16 protein-coding genes are annotated in these 19,729 nt (G+C 66.4%); 8 read left to right on the top strand and 8 right to left on the bottom strand.

Features of this window, described 5'->3' with window-relative positions; translation table 11 throughout:
- Positions 1-145: 145 nt before the first annotated feature.
- The 3 genes from ACFY9I_RS08885 to ACFY9I_RS08875 all read right to left on the bottom strand — a co-directional run bounded on the left by ACFY9I_RS08885 (position 146) and on the right by ACFY9I_RS08875 (position 3,322).
- Complete coding sequence (locus ACFY9I_RS08885) at positions 146-1,435, bottom strand: MFS transporter (RefSeq protein WP_390998552.1); 1,290 nt, start codon at positions 1,433-1,435, stop codon at positions 146-148.
- A gap of 78 nt (positions 1,436-1,513) precedes the next feature.
- Complete coding sequence (locus tag ACFY9I_RS08880; protein WP_390998549.1) at positions 1,514-2,596, bottom strand: inositol-3-phosphate synthase; 1,083 nt, start codon at positions 2,594-2,596, stop codon at positions 1,514-1,516.
- A gap of 45 nt (positions 2,597-2,641) precedes the next feature.
- A complete protein-coding gene (locus tag ACFY9I_RS08875; protein WP_390998547.1) occupies positions 2,642-3,322 on the bottom strand; it encodes a helix-turn-helix transcriptional regulator in 681 nt (226 codons plus the stop codon).
- Positions 3,323-3,695: 373 nt separating this feature from the next.
- On the opposite strand from ACFY9I_RS08875, the gene ACFY9I_RS08870 reads away from it, so the two are divergent.
- Both ACFY9I_RS08870 and ACFY9I_RS08865 read left to right on the top strand, forming a co-directional pair.
- Positions 3,696-6,362, top strand: coding sequence for a transglycosylase domain-containing protein (locus tag ACFY9I_RS08870; protein ID WP_390998544.1), 2,667 nt, complete (start codon positions 3,696-3,698; stop codon positions 6,360-6,362).
- Positions 6,363-6,555: 193 nt separating this feature from the next.
- Positions 6,556-8,055, top strand: a complete 1,500-nt coding sequence (locus ACFY9I_RS08865) for a glycosyltransferase 87 family protein (RefSeq protein WP_390998542.1) — start codon at positions 6,556-6,558, stop codon at positions 8,053-8,055.
- 88 nt (positions 8,056-8,143) lie between these two features.
- On the opposite strand, the gene ACFY9I_RS08860 is transcribed toward ACFY9I_RS08865, so the two are convergent.
- The 3 genes from ACFY9I_RS08860 to ACFY9I_RS08850 form a co-directional block, all read right to left on the bottom strand.
- Positions 8,144-9,175 (bottom strand): alanine racemase, encoded by a 1,032-nt coding sequence (locus tag ACFY9I_RS08860; RefSeq protein WP_390998539.1) that lies wholly within the window; start codon positions 9,173-9,175, stop codon positions 8,144-8,146.
- A gap of 65 nt (positions 9,176-9,240) precedes the next feature.
- Positions 9,241-10,362, bottom strand: coding sequence for a peptidoglycan bridge formation glycyltransferase FemX (gene femX, locus ACFY9I_RS08855; protein ID WP_390998536.1), 1,122 nt, complete (start codon positions 10,360-10,362; stop codon positions 9,241-9,243).
- Positions 10,363-10,586: 224 nt separating this feature from the next.
- Positions 10,587-10,901 carry a hypothetical protein gene (locus ACFY9I_RS08850; RefSeq protein WP_390998533.1) on the bottom strand — a complete coding sequence of 105 codons (315 nt, stop codon included), beginning with the start codon at positions 10,899-10,901 and terminating at the stop codon, positions 10,587-10,589.
- 263 nt (positions 10,902-11,164) lie between these two features.
- Here ACFY9I_RS08850 and rpsF point away from each other — a divergent pair, with 263 nt between their 5' ends.
- The 4 genes from rpsF to rplI all read left to right on the top strand — a co-directional run bounded on the left by rpsF (position 11,165) and on the right by rplI (position 12,905).
- Entirely contained in the window at positions 11,165-11,455 is a 291-nt protein-coding gene (gene rpsF / locus ACFY9I_RS08845; protein WP_005482942.1) for a 30S ribosomal protein S6, read from the top strand.
- 76 nt (positions 11,456-11,531) lie between these two features.
- Positions 11,532-12,122, top strand: coding sequence for a single-stranded DNA-binding protein (locus ACFY9I_RS08840; RefSeq protein WP_390998530.1), 591 nt, complete (start codon positions 11,532-11,534; stop codon positions 12,120-12,122).
- Positions 12,123-12,204: 82 nt separating this feature from the next.
- The gene (gene rpsR, locus ACFY9I_RS08835; RefSeq protein WP_003949403.1) at positions 12,205-12,441 is read left to right on the top strand and encodes a 30S ribosomal protein S18; all 237 of its coding nucleotides are present in this window, start codon (positions 12,205-12,207) and stop codon (positions 12,439-12,441) included.
- A gap of 17 nt (positions 12,442-12,458) precedes the next feature.
- A complete protein-coding gene (rplI, locus tag ACFY9I_RS08830) occupies positions 12,459-12,905 on the top strand; it encodes a 50S ribosomal protein L9 (protein ID WP_009336067.1) in 447 nt (148 codons plus the stop codon).
- Between the two features lie 192 nt (positions 12,906-13,097).
- Here rplI and ACFY9I_RS08825 read toward each other — a convergent pair whose 3' ends face one another.
- Complete coding sequence (locus ACFY9I_RS08825) at positions 13,098-14,444, bottom strand: MATE family efflux transporter (protein ID WP_390998527.1); 1,347 nt, start codon at positions 14,442-14,444, stop codon at positions 13,098-13,100.
- Between the two features lie 449 nt (positions 14,445-14,893).
- Here ACFY9I_RS08825 and dnaB point away from each other — a divergent pair, with 449 nt between their 5' ends.
- Together dnaB and ACFY9I_RS08815 are read left to right on the top strand one after the other, a co-directional pair.
- Positions 14,894-16,369, top strand: a complete 1,476-nt coding sequence (dnaB, locus tag ACFY9I_RS08820) for a replicative DNA helicase (protein WP_390998524.1) — start codon at positions 14,894-14,896, stop codon at positions 16,367-16,369.
- 196 nt (positions 16,370-16,565) lie between these two features.
- Entirely contained in the window at positions 16,566-17,144 is a 579-nt protein-coding gene (locus ACFY9I_RS08815; protein WP_390998522.1) for a hypothetical protein, read from the top strand.
- Between the two features lie 84 nt (positions 17,145-17,228).
- Here the strand turns inward: ACFY9I_RS08815 and ACFY9I_RS08810 are convergent, their stop codons facing one another.
- Positions 17,229-18,950: an IS1634 family transposase gene (locus ACFY9I_RS08810; RefSeq protein ID WP_390998520.1), complete on the bottom strand. Its 1,722-nt coding sequence runs from the start codon at positions 18,948-18,950 to the stop codon at positions 17,229-17,231.
- Positions 18,951-19,729 lie beyond the last annotated feature (779 nt).

Here is a 19,729-nt window from a genome sequence, read left to right as displayed (position 1 = left end):
GAATCCCCGGGTTGGTGGCGTTTTTTGGGTGGGGGGTGCTTTTTTAAAGTCAAAAAACCCCCCCGCCTCGCTACATCAGGAGACGACAAGATCGGTGGCGCATGCACTGAACGGCGATGTTTCACGTGAAACATCGCCGCGAGCGTCAGGGCCGACTCCGTAGTCCGAAGCGGGCCATGGTCGCTGCGGTCGCCCCATAGATCACGGCCACGGTGATGACCAGAGCGGCTGAGCGACCGTCGGGAGGGAGTATCAGGGCGGCCACGGCGGCGGCCCCGACGAAGGCCATGTTGAACAGGACGTCGTAGAGGGAGAAGATCCGTCCCCGATAGCCGTCGTCGACCGACGACTGGACGATAGTGTCCGTGGCGATCTTTGCTCCCTGGGTGACAAGGCCCAGAACGAACGCCGCGATCAAGAGGGGCACTTCCGTGAAGGGCAGGCCGAGGGCAGGCTCCAGCACAGCGGCGGCCGTGGCACAGGTGACGATCCAGAGGCCCGGACCCAAGCGGCCGGCTGCCCAGGGCGTCATCACCGCCGCAGTGAAGAACCCCGCTCCAGAGACCCCCACGGCGAGACCGAGGAGAGCCAGCCCATCTTCGGAGCCGGACGATCCTGAGCTGTCGGACGACCAGGCGTACCGGCAGAGCATGAGCACCATGACCGTCAGAGCGCCGTAGCAGAACCGCATCAAGGTCATCGAAGCCAGAGCCCAGGCCGCCGGTTGTCGTACAGGCTCGGCGAGATGCCGTACGCCGTCAACCAGACCCCGTGCGGTGCCGACGAGCGCTGTGCCCAGTCGCGGAGGGACCGGCTGAGGGCCGGGGCCCAGCAGGTCTCGGGCGATACGCAGTGAGGCTAGGGCCGCGCACAGGTACAGGATCGATCCGAGGAGGACCACCACGGCGTCGGAGTCCGAGGCAGCCAGCCGTACGACGAAGGCGAGTCCCCCGCCCGCGGTGGCGGCGAGCGTTCCAGCCGTCGGTGAGAGGGAGTTGGCGATCACGAGGCGCTCGGTGTCCACCACACGGGGCAGTGCGGCCGAGAGCCCGGCCAGGACGAAGCGGTTGACCGCCGTGACGCACAGGGCGGAGGCGTAGAAGAGCCAGTCAGGAACGCCGCCCAGAATCAGGACGGCTGTCACCGACGCCAGCAGGGCACGCAACAGATTGCCGTACAGCAGTACCTGCCGGCGTCGCCAGCGGTCGAGCAGAACGCCCGCGAACGGTCCGACAAAGGAGTACGGAAGAAGCAGGACCGCCATGGCGGAGGCGATCGCGGCTGCCGACGTCTGTTTCTCGGGGGAGAAGACGACGTATGTCGCGAGCGCGACCTGATAGACGCCGTCGGCTCCCTGCGACAGCAGTCGTACGGCCAGCAGGCGCCGAAAGTCCCGGAATCGGAGCAGGACGCGCAGGTCGCGCACGACGGACATGGGCACAGCCTCACATACGGGGAGGGCCCCCGGGGCAGGTGACCCGGAGACCCTCAACAGCCCACTACGAACGCCTGATCAGCGCTCGACCTCGCCCTTGATGAACTTCTCGATGTTCTCGCGGGCCTCGTCGTCGAAGTACTGCACCGGCGGGGACTTCATGAAGTACGAGGACGCCGACAGGATCGGGCCGCCGATACCTCGGTCCTTGGCGATCTTCGCGGCGCGCAGTGCGTCGATGATGACGCCGGCGGAGTTCGGGGAGTCCCAGACCTCCAGCTTGTACTCCAGGTTCAGCGGGACGTCACCGAACGCGCGACCCTCGAGGCGGACGTACGCCCACTTGCGGTCGTCGAGCCAGGCGACATAGTCGGACGGGCCGATGTGGACGTTCTTCTCGCCGAGCTCCCGGTCGGGGATCTGGGAGGTGACGGCCTGGGTCTTGGAGATCTTCTTGGACTCCAGGCGGTCACGCTCGAGCATGTTCTTGAAGTCCATGTTGCCGCCGACGTTCAGCTGCATCGTGCGGTCCAGGATCACGCCCCGGTCCTCGAACAGCTTGGCCATGACACGGTGCGTGATCGTGGCACCGACCTGCGACTTGATGTCGTCCCCGACGATCGGGACGCCCGCCTCGGTGAACTTGTCCGCCCACTCCTTGGTACCGGCGATGAAGACCGGCAGGGCGTTGACGAAGGCGACCTTGGCGTCGATGGCGCACTGGGCGTAGAACTTCGCCGCGTCCTCGGAGCCGACGGGCAGGTAGCAGACGAGGACATCGACCTGCTTGTCCTTGAGGACCTGGACCACGTCGACCGGGGTCTCGTCGGACTCCTCGATGGTCTCGCGGTAGTACTTGCCGAGGCCGTCGAGGGTGTGGCCCCGCTGCACGGTCACACCGGTGCTCGGCACGTCACAGATCTTGATCGTGTTGTTCTCGGAGGCCCCGATGGCGTCCGCGAGGTCCAGACCGACCTTCTTGGCGTCGACATCGAATGCGGCGACGAACTTCACGTCACGGACGTGATACTCGCCGAACTCCACGTGCATGAGGCCCGGGACCCTGGACGCCGGGTCGGCGTCCTTGTAGTACTCGACTCCCTGCACCAGCGACGCGGCGCAGTTGCCCACGCCGACGACGGCTACGCGAACCGAACCCATTCCGGTTGCTCCCTGTTGTGTACGAGTGAGGTCCTGGCAGGGACCTCACGTGGCGGTGTCGCCGGGCGCATCCGGCCCAGGGGTGTCCCCGGGCCGGGGCAGGGCGCCCGGCGCTCCCTCTGTGGTGTCGCGAGCGGGTTCTCCATGGGCGGGGCCCTTCAGGTCCCGGCCCGCCCGCTCGCTCTCGATGAGCTCGTTCAGCCAGCGCACTTCGCGCTCCACGGACTCCATCCCGTGGCGCTGGAGCTCAAGCGTGTAGTCGTCGAGGCGCTCGCGGGTGCGCGCCAGAGAGGCGCGCATCTTCTCCAGCCGTTCCTCCAAACGGCTGCGACGACCCTCCAGGACGCGCATGCGCACATCACGGGAGGTCTGCCCGAAGAACGCGAAGCGAGCCGCGAAGTGCTCGTCCTCGTAGGCATCGGGGCCCGTCTGTGAGAGCAGTTCCTCGAAGTGTTCCTTACCTTCTGCCGTCAACCGGTAGACGATTTTGGCGCGGCGACCTGTGAGCGGGGCAGCCGCGGCATCGCCGGGGGTACCGACCGCTTCCTCGATCAACCAGCCGTTGGCGACCAGCGTCTTGAGGCAGGGGTAGAGCGTCCCGTAGCTGAAAGCACGGAACACACCCAGTGATGTGTTGAGGCGTTTGCGCAGCTCATAGCCGTGCATCGGGGCTTCGCGGAGCAGGCCGAGGACGGCGAACTCGAGTATCCCGGAGCGCCGGCTCATCGTCGCCTCCCCTCTCCCGTTCGCCCTTGTGACACGTTTTATGCCGAGCAGATGTATCGATTCGATACATCCAAACGATAGAACGCCCCTACGGATGCGACAAGTGGGGTTGCGGTGAACGGGGTCACATCACCGATTAGCGGGAAGCAAGCTGCCTGATTTGGGGTGAAGTTCGGTGCTCAGTAGGTTTTGTTGGTGCGTAGTCTGTGCGGCATGCACACCACTGGGAGCCGAGTGACGGATGAGCACGTCGTCGTCCCAGGTGCGGTACGGATGAATACCCACACGACCGCATCCGTACTTCGGGGGGACCGGAAACCAGCCGCCGTTTCCAGGCGCGCACGGGTGCGCCTGCCCGAGGAGTAGTCGTTCGATGAGCGAGCACCGTCGCAAACCGCCGCAGCCTCAGGGAGGCGCACGTGCCGCGGGCCGACGCGGCCAGTCGGCGTCCTCCGGCCGCCGCGCGGCACCGCGGGGCGCCACCGGGTCACTTTCCGAGACCTATGGCTCGGGAGGTGAGGAGACCCAGTACGAGGGCCGTGCCGCGGCTCGACGGGCGGCGCAGAGAAGCACCGGCGCCGGTCCGGGTGGCGGTCGGCGCAGAACGGCCGAACCCGCGGGCCGTGGGCCAGGCCGTGGCCGTGGGCGCGCCGCACCGCCCGGCAAGAAGCGTTTTATCGACTATCCGCGCGCCGGTCAGTACGGGGCGATGCGCTGGGTTCCCTCGTGGCGTCAGGTCACCGGGCTGTTCATCGGGTTCTTCGGGTGCCTGGTGGCAGCGGCCGGCATCGGATACGCGGTAGTGGCCGTGCCCAACCCGGCCCAGGCCGCGACGGCGCAGAACAACGTCTACTACTGGTCGGACGGCTCCCAGATGGTCGCGACCGGTGGTGAGGTCAACCGACAGATCATCGCCTACGAAAAGATTCCCAAGGCGATGCGGTACGCCGTCATCTCGGCCGAGAACAAGACGTTCGAGACCGACAGCGGTGTGGACCCGATGGGTATCGCCCGCGCCGTTGTCAACATGGCCAAGGGCGGTCAGACCCAGGGGGGCTCGACCATCACCCAGCAGTACGTGAAGAACGCCATGCTCGACGACCAGTCGCAGACCCTGTCACGGAAGGTCAAGGAACTCTTCATCTCGGTCAAGGTGGGCACCTCGGTCGACAAGGAAGAGATCATGCGGGGCTACCTGAACACCGCGTACTACGGACGCGGTGCCTACGGTATTCAGGCCGCCGCCCGCACGTACTTCGGGATTGACGCGGACAAGCTCAACCCGAGCCAGTGCGCCTTCCTTGCCGCCGTCCTCAAAGGCGCCACGTACTTCGATCCGGCCGGCGCGACGTCGATCGACCCGGCGGCCACTCCGCAGGCCAACCGCAAGCGGGCCAGCGAGCGCTGGCTCTGGATCCTCAACGAGATGGTCAAGGACAAGCACCTGTCGGCCGCGGAGCGGGCGAAGTACACCGAGTTCCCCAAGATCCAGAGCCCTCGGTCCAACGCTCAGCTGGGCGGTCAGATCGGCTATCTCGTCGACACGGCCAAGGGCTACATCCTCAACAACACGGACATCACGCAGAACCAGCTCGAACGGGGCGGCTACGAGATCCACACGACCTTCGACAAGAAGAAGGTAAAGGAGCTCGAGGCGGCCGTGAACAAGGTCCGCAAGGAGAACATCAAGCCGGACCTGCGCCCGAAGACCGACACCCATGTGCAGTTCGGCGGCGCGTCGGTGAACCCGAAGTCAGGTGCCATCGAGGCCATCTACGGTGGTGAGGACGCCACCAAGCACTTCACCAACAACGCCGATGTCACGGGCGCGCAGGTAGGTTCGACGTTCAAGCCCTTCGTGCTGGCGGCGGCTATGACCTGGGGCAAGCGCGACCCCGGTCTCGGTCGGGATCAGGCGCAGGACGAACGAACCATCGTCTCGCCGAAGAGTCTCTACAGCGGCAAGAACAACCTCAAGATCAGGGACTACAACGGCGACATCTGGACCAACGAAGAGGGCAAGGAGTGGCTGCAGGCCAACGACGGCGACGAGTCGTACGGCAGTCCGCCGAAGTACCAGATCGATCTCCGTGAGGCGATGCGGGTCTCGGCCAACTCCGCCTTCGTGCAGTTGGGCATGGACGTCGGTCTGGAACGGGTGAAGGAAGCCGCTACCGAGGCAGGCCTGAAGAAGGGAAGCCTCGCCGGCACCAGCTTCCCGTCCTTCTCGATCGGTATCTCCGACCCCAGTGCGATCCGTATGGCGGGCTCGTACGCGACCTTCGCCGCCAGCGGCAAGCAGAACGAGCCGTTCTCCGTCAAGACGGTCGAACATGAGGGCCTCACCACGTTCGACCACGATGACATCGCCAACCCCAAGCGAGCCTTCACCTCGGAGGTCGCCGACAACGTCACCGACGTCCTGAAGACCGTCGTGGACGAGGGCACCGGTACCTCGGCGCAGCTCACGGGCCGCGAGGTGGCGGGTAAGACGGGTACCACCGACGGCAACAAGTCGGCCTGGTTCGTCGGGTACACCCCGCAGTTGTCGACTGCGATCAGCATGTATCGCATGGACGACAACGAGTCCAACAAGAACCGGACGTTCTTGGAGATGTACGGCACGGGTGGGAAGGAGTCGATCCACGGTGCCTCGTTCCCTGCCGAGATCTGGCACGACTACATGGAGGACGCGCTCAAGGGGCAACCGGCAGAGGACTTCCCGGAGCCCGAGCCGATCGGTGTGATCGTCAACGACGACCCGGACCCGACCCCGACCCCGACCCCGACCCAGTCCGACGAGGAGGAGAGCCCGGAGCCGAGCCCGTCCCCGTCCGAGAGCGAGACGCTTCCCTCGCCGTCACCCAGCGAGCCCTGCCGTAACCCGTTCGACCCCACCTGCGAGGAAACTGGCGGTGCGGATACAGGCGGTACGGACACCGGTGGTGTCGACGGAGGGGTGACCCCGACACCGACGGAGTCGGAGGACGATACGAGAGGCAATCAGAACGGAGGTCTCTTCGGAGGCCCCAACGGGTAGCTCCTCGACCGCCAGAGAGCGTTTCACGTGAAACAAGGGCCACCGCACCGATGAGGTGCGGTGGCCCTTTCCCGTGTCGCAGCGAGCCGGACAGAGCGGCTCAGGCACGTTTCACGTGAAACATGGGTCGTGGCAACAGAGGGGACACAGTGGTCCTCGGTGTATCCCAGGTGCGTACGGCAGGATGTGCGGCATGCCCAGTGCAGAGACGACGCGAGTGAGCGTGGACGAGCCGGAGCCGGTGCGGCCGACCAAGGAGGACGAGGTCGCTTCGACCGGCAGTGAGCTGATCGGCGGCCCGATCGGCCGACGTGCGCTGCTCGGTGCATCCTGGTGGACGCCGGTACGAGTCGTCGCACTCGTGGCGATCGGCATGTTCGCGCTCGGCATGGTGCAGAAGCTGCCTTGCTACGACGGTGCTTGGTTCTTCGGAGCCAGCTCCCAGTACACACACGCCTGCTACTCGGACATCCCGCATCTCTACCAGGGCCGTGGCTTCGCCGACGGGCTCGTGCCGTACTTCGACGAAATCCCCGGCGACATGCAGTACCTCGAGTACCCGGTGCTGACCGGTGTCTTTATGGAGGTTGCCGCCTGGCTCACGCCGGGCAGCGGCACCATCCAGGAGCAAGAGCAGTGGTACTGGATGGTCAACGCCGGGATGCTGATGGTGTGCGCGGCGGTCATCGCCGTCTGCTGCGCGCGGATCCACCGCCGGCGCCCCTGGGACGGCCTTCTGGTGGCCCTGGCGCCCGCCTTCGCGCTGACCGCCACCATCAACTGGGACCTCCTGGCCGTGGCCCTGCTGGCCGCCGCCATGCTGATGTGGTCTCGCCGACGTCCCCTCGCCTTCGGCGTGCTGATCGGGCTGGCCACGGCGGCCAAGTTCTATCCGTTCCTGGTGCTGGGACCGCTCTTCATCCTGTGCTGGCGGGCAGGTAAGTGGCGCGCGTACATGACCGCGCTGCTCGGCACCGTCGGCGCTTGGCTCGCGGTGAACCTTCCGGTGATGCTTCTGGCGCCGGACGGCTGGGCGAAGTTCTACCGCTTCAGTCAGGAGCGCGGCGTCGACTTCGGCTCGTTCTTCCTCGTCATCTCGCAGCGGGTGAACATCCAGATCACCCCCGAGACGGCGAACGCCTACGCGATGGTCGCGATGGTGCTCATCTGTGCAGGCATCGCCGCGCTCACGCTGACCGCCCCGCGCCGTCCGCGTTTCGCGCAACTCGCATTCCTGATCGTCGCGGCCTTCATCCTCACCAACAAGGTCTACTCACCGCAGTACGTTCTCTGGCTGATTCCCCTCGCCGCGCTGGCCAGGCCGCGCTGGCGGGACTTCCTGATCTGGCAGGCGTGCGAGGTCGCGTACTTTCTGGGGATCTGGATGTACCTCGCGTACACGACCAGTGGTGATGCCCATAAGGGCCTGCCCGCCGAGGGATACCAACTCGCCGTTATGGCCCACCTGTTGGGGACCCTCTATCTGTGTGTAGTCGTCGTGCGCGACATCTTCCTGCCGGAGCGGGACCCGGTGCGCCGGGCAGGTGACGACGATCCGTCCGGCGGGGTGCTCGACGGTGCGGAGGACGTCCATGTGTACGGGACGGCGGCCCACCCCCCGAGGCACGCGATGCACTTCGAGGGGCCACAGGTCGAGTGGGGAAGTCGTGGCCCGGAAGACAGTTCGCCCTGAGCGAACAGAGCGGGCGGGTGAGACGCGAATAGGCCGTACACGAGGTTCTCGTGTACGGCCTATTCGCGTCCGAAAAGCGGCGGTGGCCTCAGCGGTCGACTATCCGGTCGAACTGCGTGGTGGTGTGCCGCAGATGGGCCACCAGCTCCTCACCCACCTTCGGCTCCGGCGAGTCCGACGGCACGAAGAGGATCGACACCTGCATGTGCGGCGGCTCGGCGAACCACCGCTGCTTGCCGCCCCAGACGAACGGAGAAAGGTTCCGGTTGACCGTCGCAAGACCCGCTCGGGCGACGCCCTTGGCGCGCGGCATGACGCCGTGCATCGCCTTCGGGGCCTCCAGACCCACTCCGTGCGACGTACCGCCCGCCACGACCACCAGGAAGCCGTCCGAGGCCGCCTTCTGCTGTCGGTACCCGAAGCGGTCGCCCTTGGCGACGCGTGTCACGTCCAGCACGGCCCCCCGGTACTGGGTCGCCTCATGGTCGCCCAGCCACAGCCGGGTGCCGATGCGGGCCCGGAAGCGGGTCTGCGGGAACTGCTGCTGGAGGCGGACGAGTTCCTCCGCCTTGAGGTGGCTGACGAACATGGTGTGCAGGGGGAGGCGGGCCGCGCGCAGACGGTCCATCCAGCCGATGACCTCCTCGACGGCGTCGGAGCCGTCGGTGCGGTCCAGCGGCAGATGGATGGCGAAGCCTTCCAGGCGCACGTTCTCTATGGCCGCGTGGAGTTGCGGGAGCTCCTGCTCGCTCACGCCGTGCCGCTTCATCGAGGACATGACCTCGATGACGACTCGGGCGCCCACGAGGCCGTACACGCCGTCGACCGACGACACGGAGCGGATGACGCGGTCGGGCAGGGGTACGGGCTCTTCGGCGCGTCGGTAGGGCGTCAGCACCAGCAGGTCGCCGCTGAACCAGTCCTTGATCCGGGCGGCCTCGTACGTGGTGCCGACAGCGAGGACGTCCGACCCGAGGCGCGTGGCCTCTTCCGCCAGCTTCTCGTGCCCGAAGCCGTAGCCGTTGCCCTTGCAGACGGGGACGAGTCCCGGGAACTGCTCCTGAACGTGCTTGTGGTGTGCCCGCCAGCGCGCGGTGTCGATGTAGAGCGTGAGCGCCATGGCCGGTCCCGGAACCTTTCTGGTGGCTGCGGTGTATCAGAGGTATGGAAGCAAAAACGGGGGCGTCAGCGGCGCGACATGTAGATGTCGAGCGCCTTGTGAAGCAGTTTGTTCAGCGGGAAGTCCCACTCACCGAGGTATTCGGCGGCCTGGCCGCCCGTGCCCACCTTGAACTGGATCAGGCCGAAGAGGTGGTCCGTCTCGTCCAGCGAGTCGGAGATGCCACGCAGGTCGTAGACCGTTGCGCCGAGGGCGTAGGCGTCGCGCAGCATGCGCCACTGCATCGCGTTCGAGGGCCGGACCTCACGGCCGATGTTGTCCGAGGCGCCGTACGAGTACCAGACGTGCCCGCCCACGACCAGCATCGTCGCGGCGGACAGGTTCACGCCGTTGTGCCGAGCGAAGTAGAGCCGCATGCGGTTGGGATCCTCGGTGTTGAGGGCCGTCCACATGCGCTGGAAGTACGACAGAGGGCGCGGCCGGAAGCGGTCGCGCACGGCCGTGATCTCATACAGCCGCTGCCACTCCTCCAGGTCGTGGTAGCCGCCCTGGACGACCTCGACGCCGGCTTTCTCGGCCTTCTTGATGTTGCGCCGCCACAGCTGGTTGAAGTTTTTGTGCACCTCTTCCAGGGAGCGGTTGGCGAGCGGCACCTGGTAGACGTAGCGGGGCTGTACGTCACCGAAGCCGGCCCCGCCGTCCTCGCCCTGCTGCCAGCCCATGCGGCGCAACTTGTCGGCCACTTCGAAGGCGCGCGGCTCGATGAAGTCGGCCTCGATGTCGCGCAGTCGCTTCACGTCCGGGTTCTGGATGCCGGCCTTGATGGAGGTGGCCTCCCAGCGCCGGATGATCACCGGCGGACCCATCTTCACCGAGAAGGCGCCCTGGTGCTTCAGATGCGCGAGCATCGGCTCCAGCCAGTCGGTGAGGTTCGGCGCGAACCAGTTGATGACCGGGCCCTCGGGCAGGTAGGCGAGATAACGCTTGATCTTGGGCAGCTGGCGGTACAGCACCAGGCCGGCACCGACCATCTCGCCGGTCTTGTCGTCGAACCACCCGAGGTTCTCGGAGCGCCACTCGCCCTTGACGTCGGCCCAGGCCGGGACCTGCATGTGGCTAGCCGCGGGCAGGCTCTGGATGTACGCCAGATGCTGCTCTCGGCTGATCGTCCTCAGGGTCAGGCTCATTCGGGGCGCTCCTCGGGCTGGTGTGTCCCCATGGGTACAGGGGCTCCGGCTCTCGCGCCGAAGCCTACTGCGCCCTGCGGGCGCCCCGAATGGCCGTATGGAACCTGGAGCCCTGCCGGTACAGGGTCAGGACTTCAGGTGGTGTTATTCGGCCGTTTGGTCCGATGTGAGGCAGTGGACGGCGAGGGGCACGGTCCGCCGTCCATGCGGCCGGGGGTACGGAGTCAGCCGAGCAGACCGCCGAACAGGCCTCCGTGGGCCATGCCGAGGAAGAAGCCTACGGCTGCGGCACCGAGACCCACGATCAGACCGAAGCGTTCACGGGTCGTCTCCGAGATGAACTGCCCGTACGCGCCGGTCAGGATCCCCACCAAGCCCGTCCAGGAACTGAGCAGGTGCAGATGGTGGAACATCCCCGCGATGAAGGAGACGGCGCCGAGCACAAGCGTCACGGCCAGCAGCGTGTCCTGCACAGGATGGGGCTTGTTGTCGGTGGCGAGCAGAGAGCCGGAGATGTTGGGTCGCAATGTCTGTGCCATAGGGCACCTCCTGCGGAAGGCGGCGCATCGTAGCGCCATACACACCCGATGTGTACAGACTGACGGTCACCAGGACCGGATTTCAACCGGAAGCGGGTGTGCGGGTAGTCTTTGCCGTCTGCACTGGTGTCTGCCCAGGCCATGACAGGGCCCCTCAGCGGGAACCCCGATTGTCACTGGTGGCCGATACCGTTGCGTACGCATCACAACCCTCCTGCCACGGAACGACCGTGGCCGCTGAGTCCAAAGGAGGTGGGTTCTACATGCGTCACTACGAGGTGATGGTCATCCTCGACCCCGATCTGGAGGAGCGCGCTGTCGCCCCTCTGATCGAGAACTTCCTCTCCGTCGTCCGTGAGGGCAACGGGAAGGTCGAGAAGGTCGACACCTGGGGCCGTCGTCGTCTCTCGTACGAGATCAAGAAGAAGCCTGAGGGCATCTACTCGGTCATCGACCTGCAGGCCGAGCCTGCGGTCGTCAAGGAGCTCGACCGCCAGATGAACCTGAACGAGTCGGTCCTCCGGACCAAGGTCCTCCGTCCCGAGACCCACTGAGCTCTTCCGCTCAGCTGGTTCCGGGATCCGAGTAGCAGCACAAGCAGCCAGCAGCAAACCCGCCGAGAGGTTCCCCATGGCAGGCGAGACCGTCATCACGGTCGTCGGCAATCTTGTCGACGACCCCGAGCTGCGCTTCACCCCTTCCGGTGCGGCGGTCGCGAAGTTCCGTGTCGCGTCCACCCCTCGCACCTTCGACCGTCAGACCAATGAGTGGAAGGACGGCGAGAGCCTGTTCCTGACCTGCTCGGTCTGGCGTCAGGCGGCGGAGAACGTCGCCGAGTCGCTTCAGCGAGGCATGCGCGTCATCGTGCAGGGCCGGCTGAAGCAGCGGTCCTACGAGGACCGTGAGGGCGTCAAGCGCACGGTCTACGAGCTGGACGTCGAGGAAGTCGGCGCCAGCCTGCGCAGTGCCACGGCCAAGGTCACCAAGACCGCGGGTCGCGGTGGCCAGGGCGGTTACGGCGGAGGCGGCGGCGGTGGCGGCCAGGGTGGCGGCGGTTGGGGTGGAGGCCCCGGCGGCGGTCAGCAGGGCGGCGGCGCTCCCGCTGACGACCCGTGGGCCAGCGGCGCTCCCGCCGGTGGCAACCAGGGCGGTGGCGGTGGCGGCGGCTGGGGCGGAGGCTCCGGCGGCGGTGGCGGCTACTCGGACGAGCCTCCCTTCTAAGCCTCGTAGGGCCGGAACACCGGTCCTGGAGGTCGAGGGCGGGGCCGTACCCCACACTTCTTGATCACACAGGAGAAACACCATGGCGAAGCCGCCTGTGCGCAAGCCGAAGAAGAAGGTCTGCGCATTCTGCAAGGACAAGGTCACGTACGTGGACTACAAGGACACGAACATGCTGCGGAAGTTCATTTCCGACCGCGGCAAGATCCGTGCCCGCCGCGTGACCGGCAACTGCACGCAGCACCAGCGTGACGTCGCCACGGCCGTCAAGAACAGCCGTGAGATGGCGCTGCTGCCCTACACGTCCACCGCGCGCTAAGGGAGGGTGACCTACCAATGAAGATCATCCTCACCCACGAGGTCTCCGGCCTCGGCGCTGCCGGCGACGTCGTCGATGTCAAGGACGGCTACGCTCGCAACTACCTGATCCCGCGGAAGTTCGCTATCCGTTGGACCAAGGGCGGCGAGAAGGACGTCGAGCAGATCCGTCGCGCTCGCAAGATCCACGAGATCCAGACCATCGAGCAGGCCAACCAGGTCAAGGGTCAGCTGGAGGCCGTCAAGGTCCGTCTGGCTGTCCGCTCCGGCGACGCCGGTCGTCTCTTCGGTTCCGTCACCCCGGCCGACATCGCTTCCGCGATCAAGGCTTCCGGTGGCCCTGAGGTCGACAAGCGCCGCATCGAGCTGGCCGCTCCGATCAAGACGCTGGGCGCCCACGAGACGTCCGTGCGTCTGCACCCCGAGGTTGCCGCCAAGGTCAACATCGAGGTCGTCGCGGCCTAAGGGTCGCGCTCGCTGAAGCGGTATATGGGGCCGTACCCGATGAAGGGTGCGGCCCCATATGCGTTGCCGGATCCTTCGTCGACCGGTGGCGTGTGGGCAGGGGCGCCTGCCAAGCAGGTGTTTCACGTGAAACAGCGTGACCTGTCGATGTTTCACGTGAAACGCGGCGCTCGCGATTCAACCTTCTCGCGATCAGCGCGTCGCTCCGGTGACGAGCCAGAGGCCGGAGCGCGAACGCAACCACAGTGTCAGCAAGCGTGTCGTCATCATCAGCGTCATGGCGCCCCAGAGGGCGGTCAGACCGCCACCGAAGGTGGGTACGAGCAGCGCGGCGGGGATGAAGACCGCCAAGGTCAGCACCATGGCGCGGGCGAGGTAAGGACCGTCCCCCGCGCCCATCAGCACCCCGTCGAGCACGAAGACGATCCCGGAGATCGGCTGGGCCAGCGCCACCACGATGAGTGCGGGTAGCGCGGCTTCCTGGACTGTCGGGTCGCCGGTGAAGAGCGGGATGAACAGAGGGCGGGCGACGATCACCAGAAGTCCGAGTGCGGCACCTGTGGCGATCCCCCACTGCACCATGCGGCGACATGCCTCGCGGGCGCCGTGTGCGTCTCCCGCGCCGAGGTAGCGGCCGATGATGGCCTGCCCAGCGATGGCGATCGCGTCCAAAGCGAAGGCGAGCAGGCTCCAAAGCGAAAGGATGATCTGGTGCGCGGCGATGTCCTCGTCCCCGAGCCGGGCGGCCACGGCGGTGGCGATCATCAGAATCGCGCGGAGCGAGAGCGTACGGACCAGCAGAGGTACCCCGGCCTGAGCAGAGGCACGTATGCCAGCGGCGTCGGGGCGCAGTGAGGCGCCGTGCCTGCGCGCACCGCGGACGACGACCCAGAGGTACGCGACTGCCATGCCGATCTGGGCGATGACCGTTCCCCAGGCGGATCCGGCGATACCCAGGTCGGCGCCGTAGACAAGGCCTGCGTTCAGGGCGCCGTTGGTGACGAAGCCGGCTACGGCTACGTACAGAGGGGTCTTGGTGTCCTGGAGGCCTCGGAGCACACCGATGGCGGCGAGCACGACGAGCATGGCCGGGATACCGAGTGTCGAGATCCGCAGATAGGTCGTGGCATAAGGAGTGGCCGTGTCCGAGGCGCCGAAGAGGGCAACGAGACTGGGTGCCGCAGGGACGACGATGGTGACGACCGCGGCCCCGAGCAGCAGGGAGAGCCAGATGCCGTCCATGCCTTGGCGGATGGCGGCACGCAGATCGCCGGCTCCGACCCGTCGGGCCACGGCGGCCGTGGTGGCGTACGCCAGGAAGACGAAGACGCTCACGGCTGTGACGAGGAGGGCCGAGGCGACGCCGAGCCCGGCGAGTTGTGCGGTACCGAGGTGGCCGACGATGGCTGTGTCGACCATGAGGAAGAGAGGCTCGGCGACGAGTGCGCCGAAGGCCGGAACTGCCAGCGTGACGATCTCTCGATCGTGCCGTCGACGAGTGGCCTTGGGGGTCGCGGAAGCCTGTGTCATGACCACCAATCTAATCTTCCACAGGTAAGAGATGCAATCCGCCTGCACCTATTACAGTTCGCTTGATCGGACATGCTGTCGGGCGGTGATCGTGGCGATCTTGATCCAGTCGGGAAACTTTTTCTTCTGCACAGCCAGTGGACGGTAAAGCCGCAGCTCAATAGGGGTGCACCTGGCTGGGCGAGGTCTTGTTCACAGGCCTGTCCACCGAGTCGTGCACAGGTTTTGCAGGGTTCTCCACAGCATCTGGGCCGTCGTCCACATGGCCTGTGGATAACCGGATTGGCTGACGGTGCAGACGGGCCTACGGTGGTGCGGCGCCCGCTCCTTGGCAGAACACGGAAACCTCGCAAAACCGACGCGCCAGAACCGGAGACGGGCCTCTCATTTGTCAGTGTCGTGCCGTAGAAAAGAGAGGCACGGCGAGGTCCGCTCGGCGGACGGGAGGAGGTCGCCCGGTGAGCATTTCCGAGCCCCTGGACGACCCATGGGCCGACAGTGGGCCCAGTGATCGTCTGCCCTCCTCCCGTCGGCGCCCCGACAGTGGCCGGAGCAGGGACGAGCAGCACGACCGGGGCCGGGACAACGGGGAGTGGGACGGCGGAGGTTCGGCCTTCGAGCGGGTGCCACCACAGGACCTCGACGCCGAGCAGTCCGTTCTCGGCGGCATGCTGCTGTCCAAGGACGCCATCGCCGACGTGGTCGAGATCCTCAAGGGCCCCGACTTCTACAAGCCGGCGCACGAGACCATCTACCAGGCGATCCTCGACGTCTACGCCAAGGGCGAGCCCGCCGACCCCATCACCATCGCCGCCGAGCTCACCAAGCGCGGAGAGATCACCAAGGTCGGCGGTGCCTCCTATCTGCACACCCTCGTCCAGACCGTGCCCACGGCGGCGAACGCGGAGTACTACGCGGAGATCGTCCATGAGCGCGCCGTCCTGCGCCGCCTGGTGGAGGCCGGCACCCGCATCACCCAGATGGGATACGCGGCCGACGACGACGTGGATGAGATCGTCAACAGAGCTCAGGCCGAGATTTTCGCGGTCACCGAGCAGCGCACCACTGAGGACTATCTGCCGCTGGGCGACATCATGGAGGGCGCGCTCGACGAGATCGAGGCAATCGGTTCACGGTCGGGGGAGATGACCGGTGTGCCGACCGGCTTCACCGACCTCGACCAGCTCACCAACGGTCTGCACCCGGGCCAGATGATCATCATTGCGGCCCGTCCCGCCATGGGTAAGTCCACGCTGGCGCTGGACTTCGCGCGCGCCTGTTCGATCAAGCACAACATGCCGAGCGTGATCTTCTCGCTCGAAATGGGCCGCAACGAGATCGCGATGCGTCTGCTGTCAGCCGAGGCACGCGTGGCCCTGCACCACATGCGGTCCGGCACGATGACCGACGAGGACTGGACGCGCCTTGCCCGCCGCATGCCGGACGTCTCGGCCGCGCCGCTCTACATCGACGACTCCCCTAACCTGTCGATGATGGAGATCCGTGCCAAGTGCCGGCGCCTCAAGCAGCGCAATGACCTGAAGCTCGTCATCATCGACTATCTCCAGCTCATGCAGTCCGGAGGAAAGCGGTCCGAGAGCCGCCAGCAGGAAGTCTCGGACATGTCGCGAAACCTCAAGCTGCTGGCCAAGGAGCTGGAGCTGCCGGTGATCGCGCTGTCCCAACTCAACCGTGGTCCTGAGCAGCGTACGGACAAGAAACCCATGGTCTCCGACCTTCGCGAGTCGGGATCGATCGAGCAGGACGCGGACATGGTGATCCTGCTGCATCGCGAGGACGCGTACGAGAAGGAGTCGCCGCGCGCGGGTGAGGCCGACATCATCGTGGGCAAGCACCGTAACGGTCCGACGGCCACGATCACGGTCGCTTTCCAGGGCCACTACTCACGGTTCGTGGACATGGCACAGACCTGATCCGGAGGAACGTAGGGTCTCAAATTTCGCTGCACAGTCTCACGATCTGCTTCATATTGGCCGCACTTGTGAAGCGGCCGCGAGACAAGCGGGTCGGCGCGTCACTCTTTCGGGCTGCTTGGCTCCAAGCTCAGGCGTCTGCTCTCGACGGCGGGCAGCCTGGTCGTACGGACCATGCTTTGGGTGGGAGTACGTCGTGGGCATTGCTGCGGAATTCCTGGTCAGAGTGCGCCGCCATGATGGCGACGAGGCTGAGCAGTATGCCTGGCCCGCCGCTTCCAAGGAGAACGGGCGCGACACGACTCTGGCCCAGACCGGCCGCCGCACCATCCGCCTGGGACTGCGTCCGTTCACCATCGACGCGGAGGCCGGGCGACGGGAATGGCGGCAGATGCTGCTGGCCCTCGAACAGCGCGTCGTGCTCACCGACAAGCACCCCGGCATGCTCGCGGACGACCTGTCGGACTACCTCTTCGCCCGCAGCACCGGCCACATCGGTTCGCTGATGACGCTGAACAACCGCGGCTGCCAGCGGGCGGTCCGCACCGGCGCTGAACGGCTGGACCAGGAGCTGATGGACCAGGTGAAGAACGATGAAGCGTCCGAGGCAGCCCGCCTCGAACTTCAGGCCGCCCTGAAGAAGAAGCGGCTGACCAGCCGCCCGCGACCCCGGGCCGACGAGCCGCATGAGACCGCCGACCCGCACCCTTCCGATCCGGCTGCCTCCAATGCCCGGCGAGGCACTGCCTGCGTTCCGCGTAATTCAGCGTCCTAGAGTCACGAATCTGGGGTCTGACCTGCGCGGACATGAGTGAGGGCGCCTGAGAGGCATTTCTCTAGGCGCTGGTGTTCGTGCTGGTCAGCGGGGTGCGGGTTCGAGCGCGATGATCTGCTTCGGTGCGGGGATGTCGAGCTTGGCCAGCAGGTCGGTTTGGGGCTTGGTGAGGGCAGTGACCTGGCGGAACAGGCCGGTCGGGCCGGTGAACGTACCGAGGTGGAGCCGGTCGAGCTCGCGGCGGACGGTCGTCCAGGTCGCGTCGGCGGTGGTCTCGATGATGCGGATCAGCAGGAGGGCGAGCCAGCAGAGGACGACGTGTGCGCGTATGCGTTCCTCGAGCCGGTGATAGACGGGCCGCAGGTCGATGATCTGCTTCATGTCCCGCCAGCCCCGCTCGACTTCGAGGAGCTGCTTGTATCCGAGCGCGATGTCCTCGGCGGACAGGTCCGGGTCGGAGCATCGCAGCAGGTACTTGCCGTCGAGGTTCTCCTCGATCTTGATCTTCGCGGTGTCGATGCGGAGCTTGCCGGACGGGGTGGTGCGGAGGTAACGGTTGAGGCCGGGCTTGTCGGCGATCTTGCCGCGGAGTTCGCCACGTTTGAAGTCGCTGAGCTTGTCGGTGTCTTCGATCAGGGTCGTGAGCTGGGAGACGAGCTGTTCGCGTATGTGCTGGTCACGGGTGGCGGCTTCGGGGTTGTGGCAGATCACGAACCGTTCGGTGTCGGAGATCCGCACCTCCTTGACCCGCATGTTCTGGGCGATCTCGCCATAGCGGCCCTGGCGGGACAGGGCGGCCTTCACCTCCGGGCTGCCTGAGCGGAGTTTCTCGCCGACGATGTAGGCGTTGTCGCCCTGGCGGAGGTAGCGGCGGTTGCGTTCGCTGGAGAATCCCCGGTCGGTAACCCACACGATCTTGCTGAGGGTCCAGTCCCGCATGTCGTCCTTGACCTGCCGGATCAGCTTCTGGTCACCGGTGTTGCCGGGCCAGGACCAGACGCGGACCGGGATCCCGTCCCTCGTGACGGCCATCCCGATCACGATCTGCGGCAGGTCATCGCGGGAGTCCTTCGACTTGCCGAAGGTACGGAACCCGGCCTGATCCGCGCTCTCGCCGTCCTCTTCAGCGGGTGGGCGGCCGTCCGTCAGGAGGCGGTCCTTGTCGTCGCGAGCGACGGGTTCGTCGGCCTCCTCCAGTTCGAAGTAGGTGCTGGTGGTGTCGAAGAACAGCAGGTCGACCTCGAGGTTGAGGAGGTTCGCGACCTCGTCGAACACCCGCTTCTCCAGGTCGTCGGTCACCTCGTGGAGCCAGTCCATCGCCCGGTAGCAGGCGTCGTCGTCGATGGCCGGCAGGCCCTCGACATGCACGTCGTGCGTGACCCAGTCCGCGGCGGCCAGCTTGGACAACGGAGCCAGGGCCCGGTTCGCAACCAGGGAGAACAGCACCCGCTCGGTCATCGACATGTCCCGGCGCCGGCCCCGTTTGGGCTGCCCGACCTGCCCGACGATCCTGTCGATCCTCAGCCGCCGCCAGAGATGATCGAGGACATAGGTGCCGCCGAACGGGACCGACGAGACGAACTCCAGGTCACCCGCCGCCGTCGACGCCAGTGCCTCACCCGGCTCCAGCAGCCTCGATAGAGACGCGACCAGGCGCCTCACCGCGTCCCGGTCGAGGTCGTCCTCACGGCCGAACGTGAACAGGACCTTCGGGACCGCCCGGCCCTTCACCGGATCCCACTCGTTGTGGGCCAGGTGCAGGTACCGGACCGTGCCGGACTTGTTCTCCCGCTTCGTCGTCTTCACATACACGACTCCAGACCCTACGGAGCAACTCCAGGTCAGCGCAGGCGAATCCGCAGAATCGCGTCTCTAGGTGAATCTGCCCGCGTCACCAGCCTCCAGCCCACTGACCTGCACCTCCAGCCCGGTAGGGACTCCAGAGCCCCCGAATTACGCGGAACGCAGGCACTGGACTCCTGGCTGGAGGCGACAGCCAGGCGGGTGGACACCACACTCGGTGATGTCCTGCTGCCCTTCGGTTTCCCGGTCCGGCAGCGGGCCGGAAACCAGTTCCGGGGCATCCCGACGGACTGGACGATCTTCTGACGAGCGGTTGACTGCTGCCGTCGCCCACGCCACCGGGACGGCCCCGGAGGCGGTCACCGCCCTGACCCTGGCGCACTACGACGGACGGGCCCTGCAGATGAGTGCCGGAGGCCGGGCTGTGTCACGGCATGTCCTTTGGGGACGTGCCGGGGATCCCGGTTCTGCCCGGACTGCCTCCACTCCAGCGGTGGGCGCTGGCAGTTGTCCTGGAGGCTCGGTTTCTCCTTCGCCTGCACCCGGCACCGCCGACTGCTGGCGGACCGCTGCCCGCACTGCGGCCGGGTTCCGCGGCAGCGCCCCGGTTCAGGCCGGTCCGTCCCTCGTCCTGAACTCTGGGGCAATCCGCCGATCCGCTCTGGCGGCCCGGTTACGGCTGGCTGCGGCACCGATCTGACCCGTGCTGCGACGCTTCTCCTGCCTCCTGGCCATCCGGTTCTCATGGCGCAGGACCGGGTGATGGAGATCATCGACGGGCC

It is taken from the genome of Streptomyces sp. NPDC012510 (assembly GCF_042955065.1).
Lineage (GTDB): Bacteria > Actinomycetota > Actinomycetes > Streptomycetales > Streptomycetaceae > Streptomyces.
The sequence above is the reverse complement of the archived record's forward strand: the minus strand, read 5'-3'. Positions and strand labels throughout refer to the sequence as shown.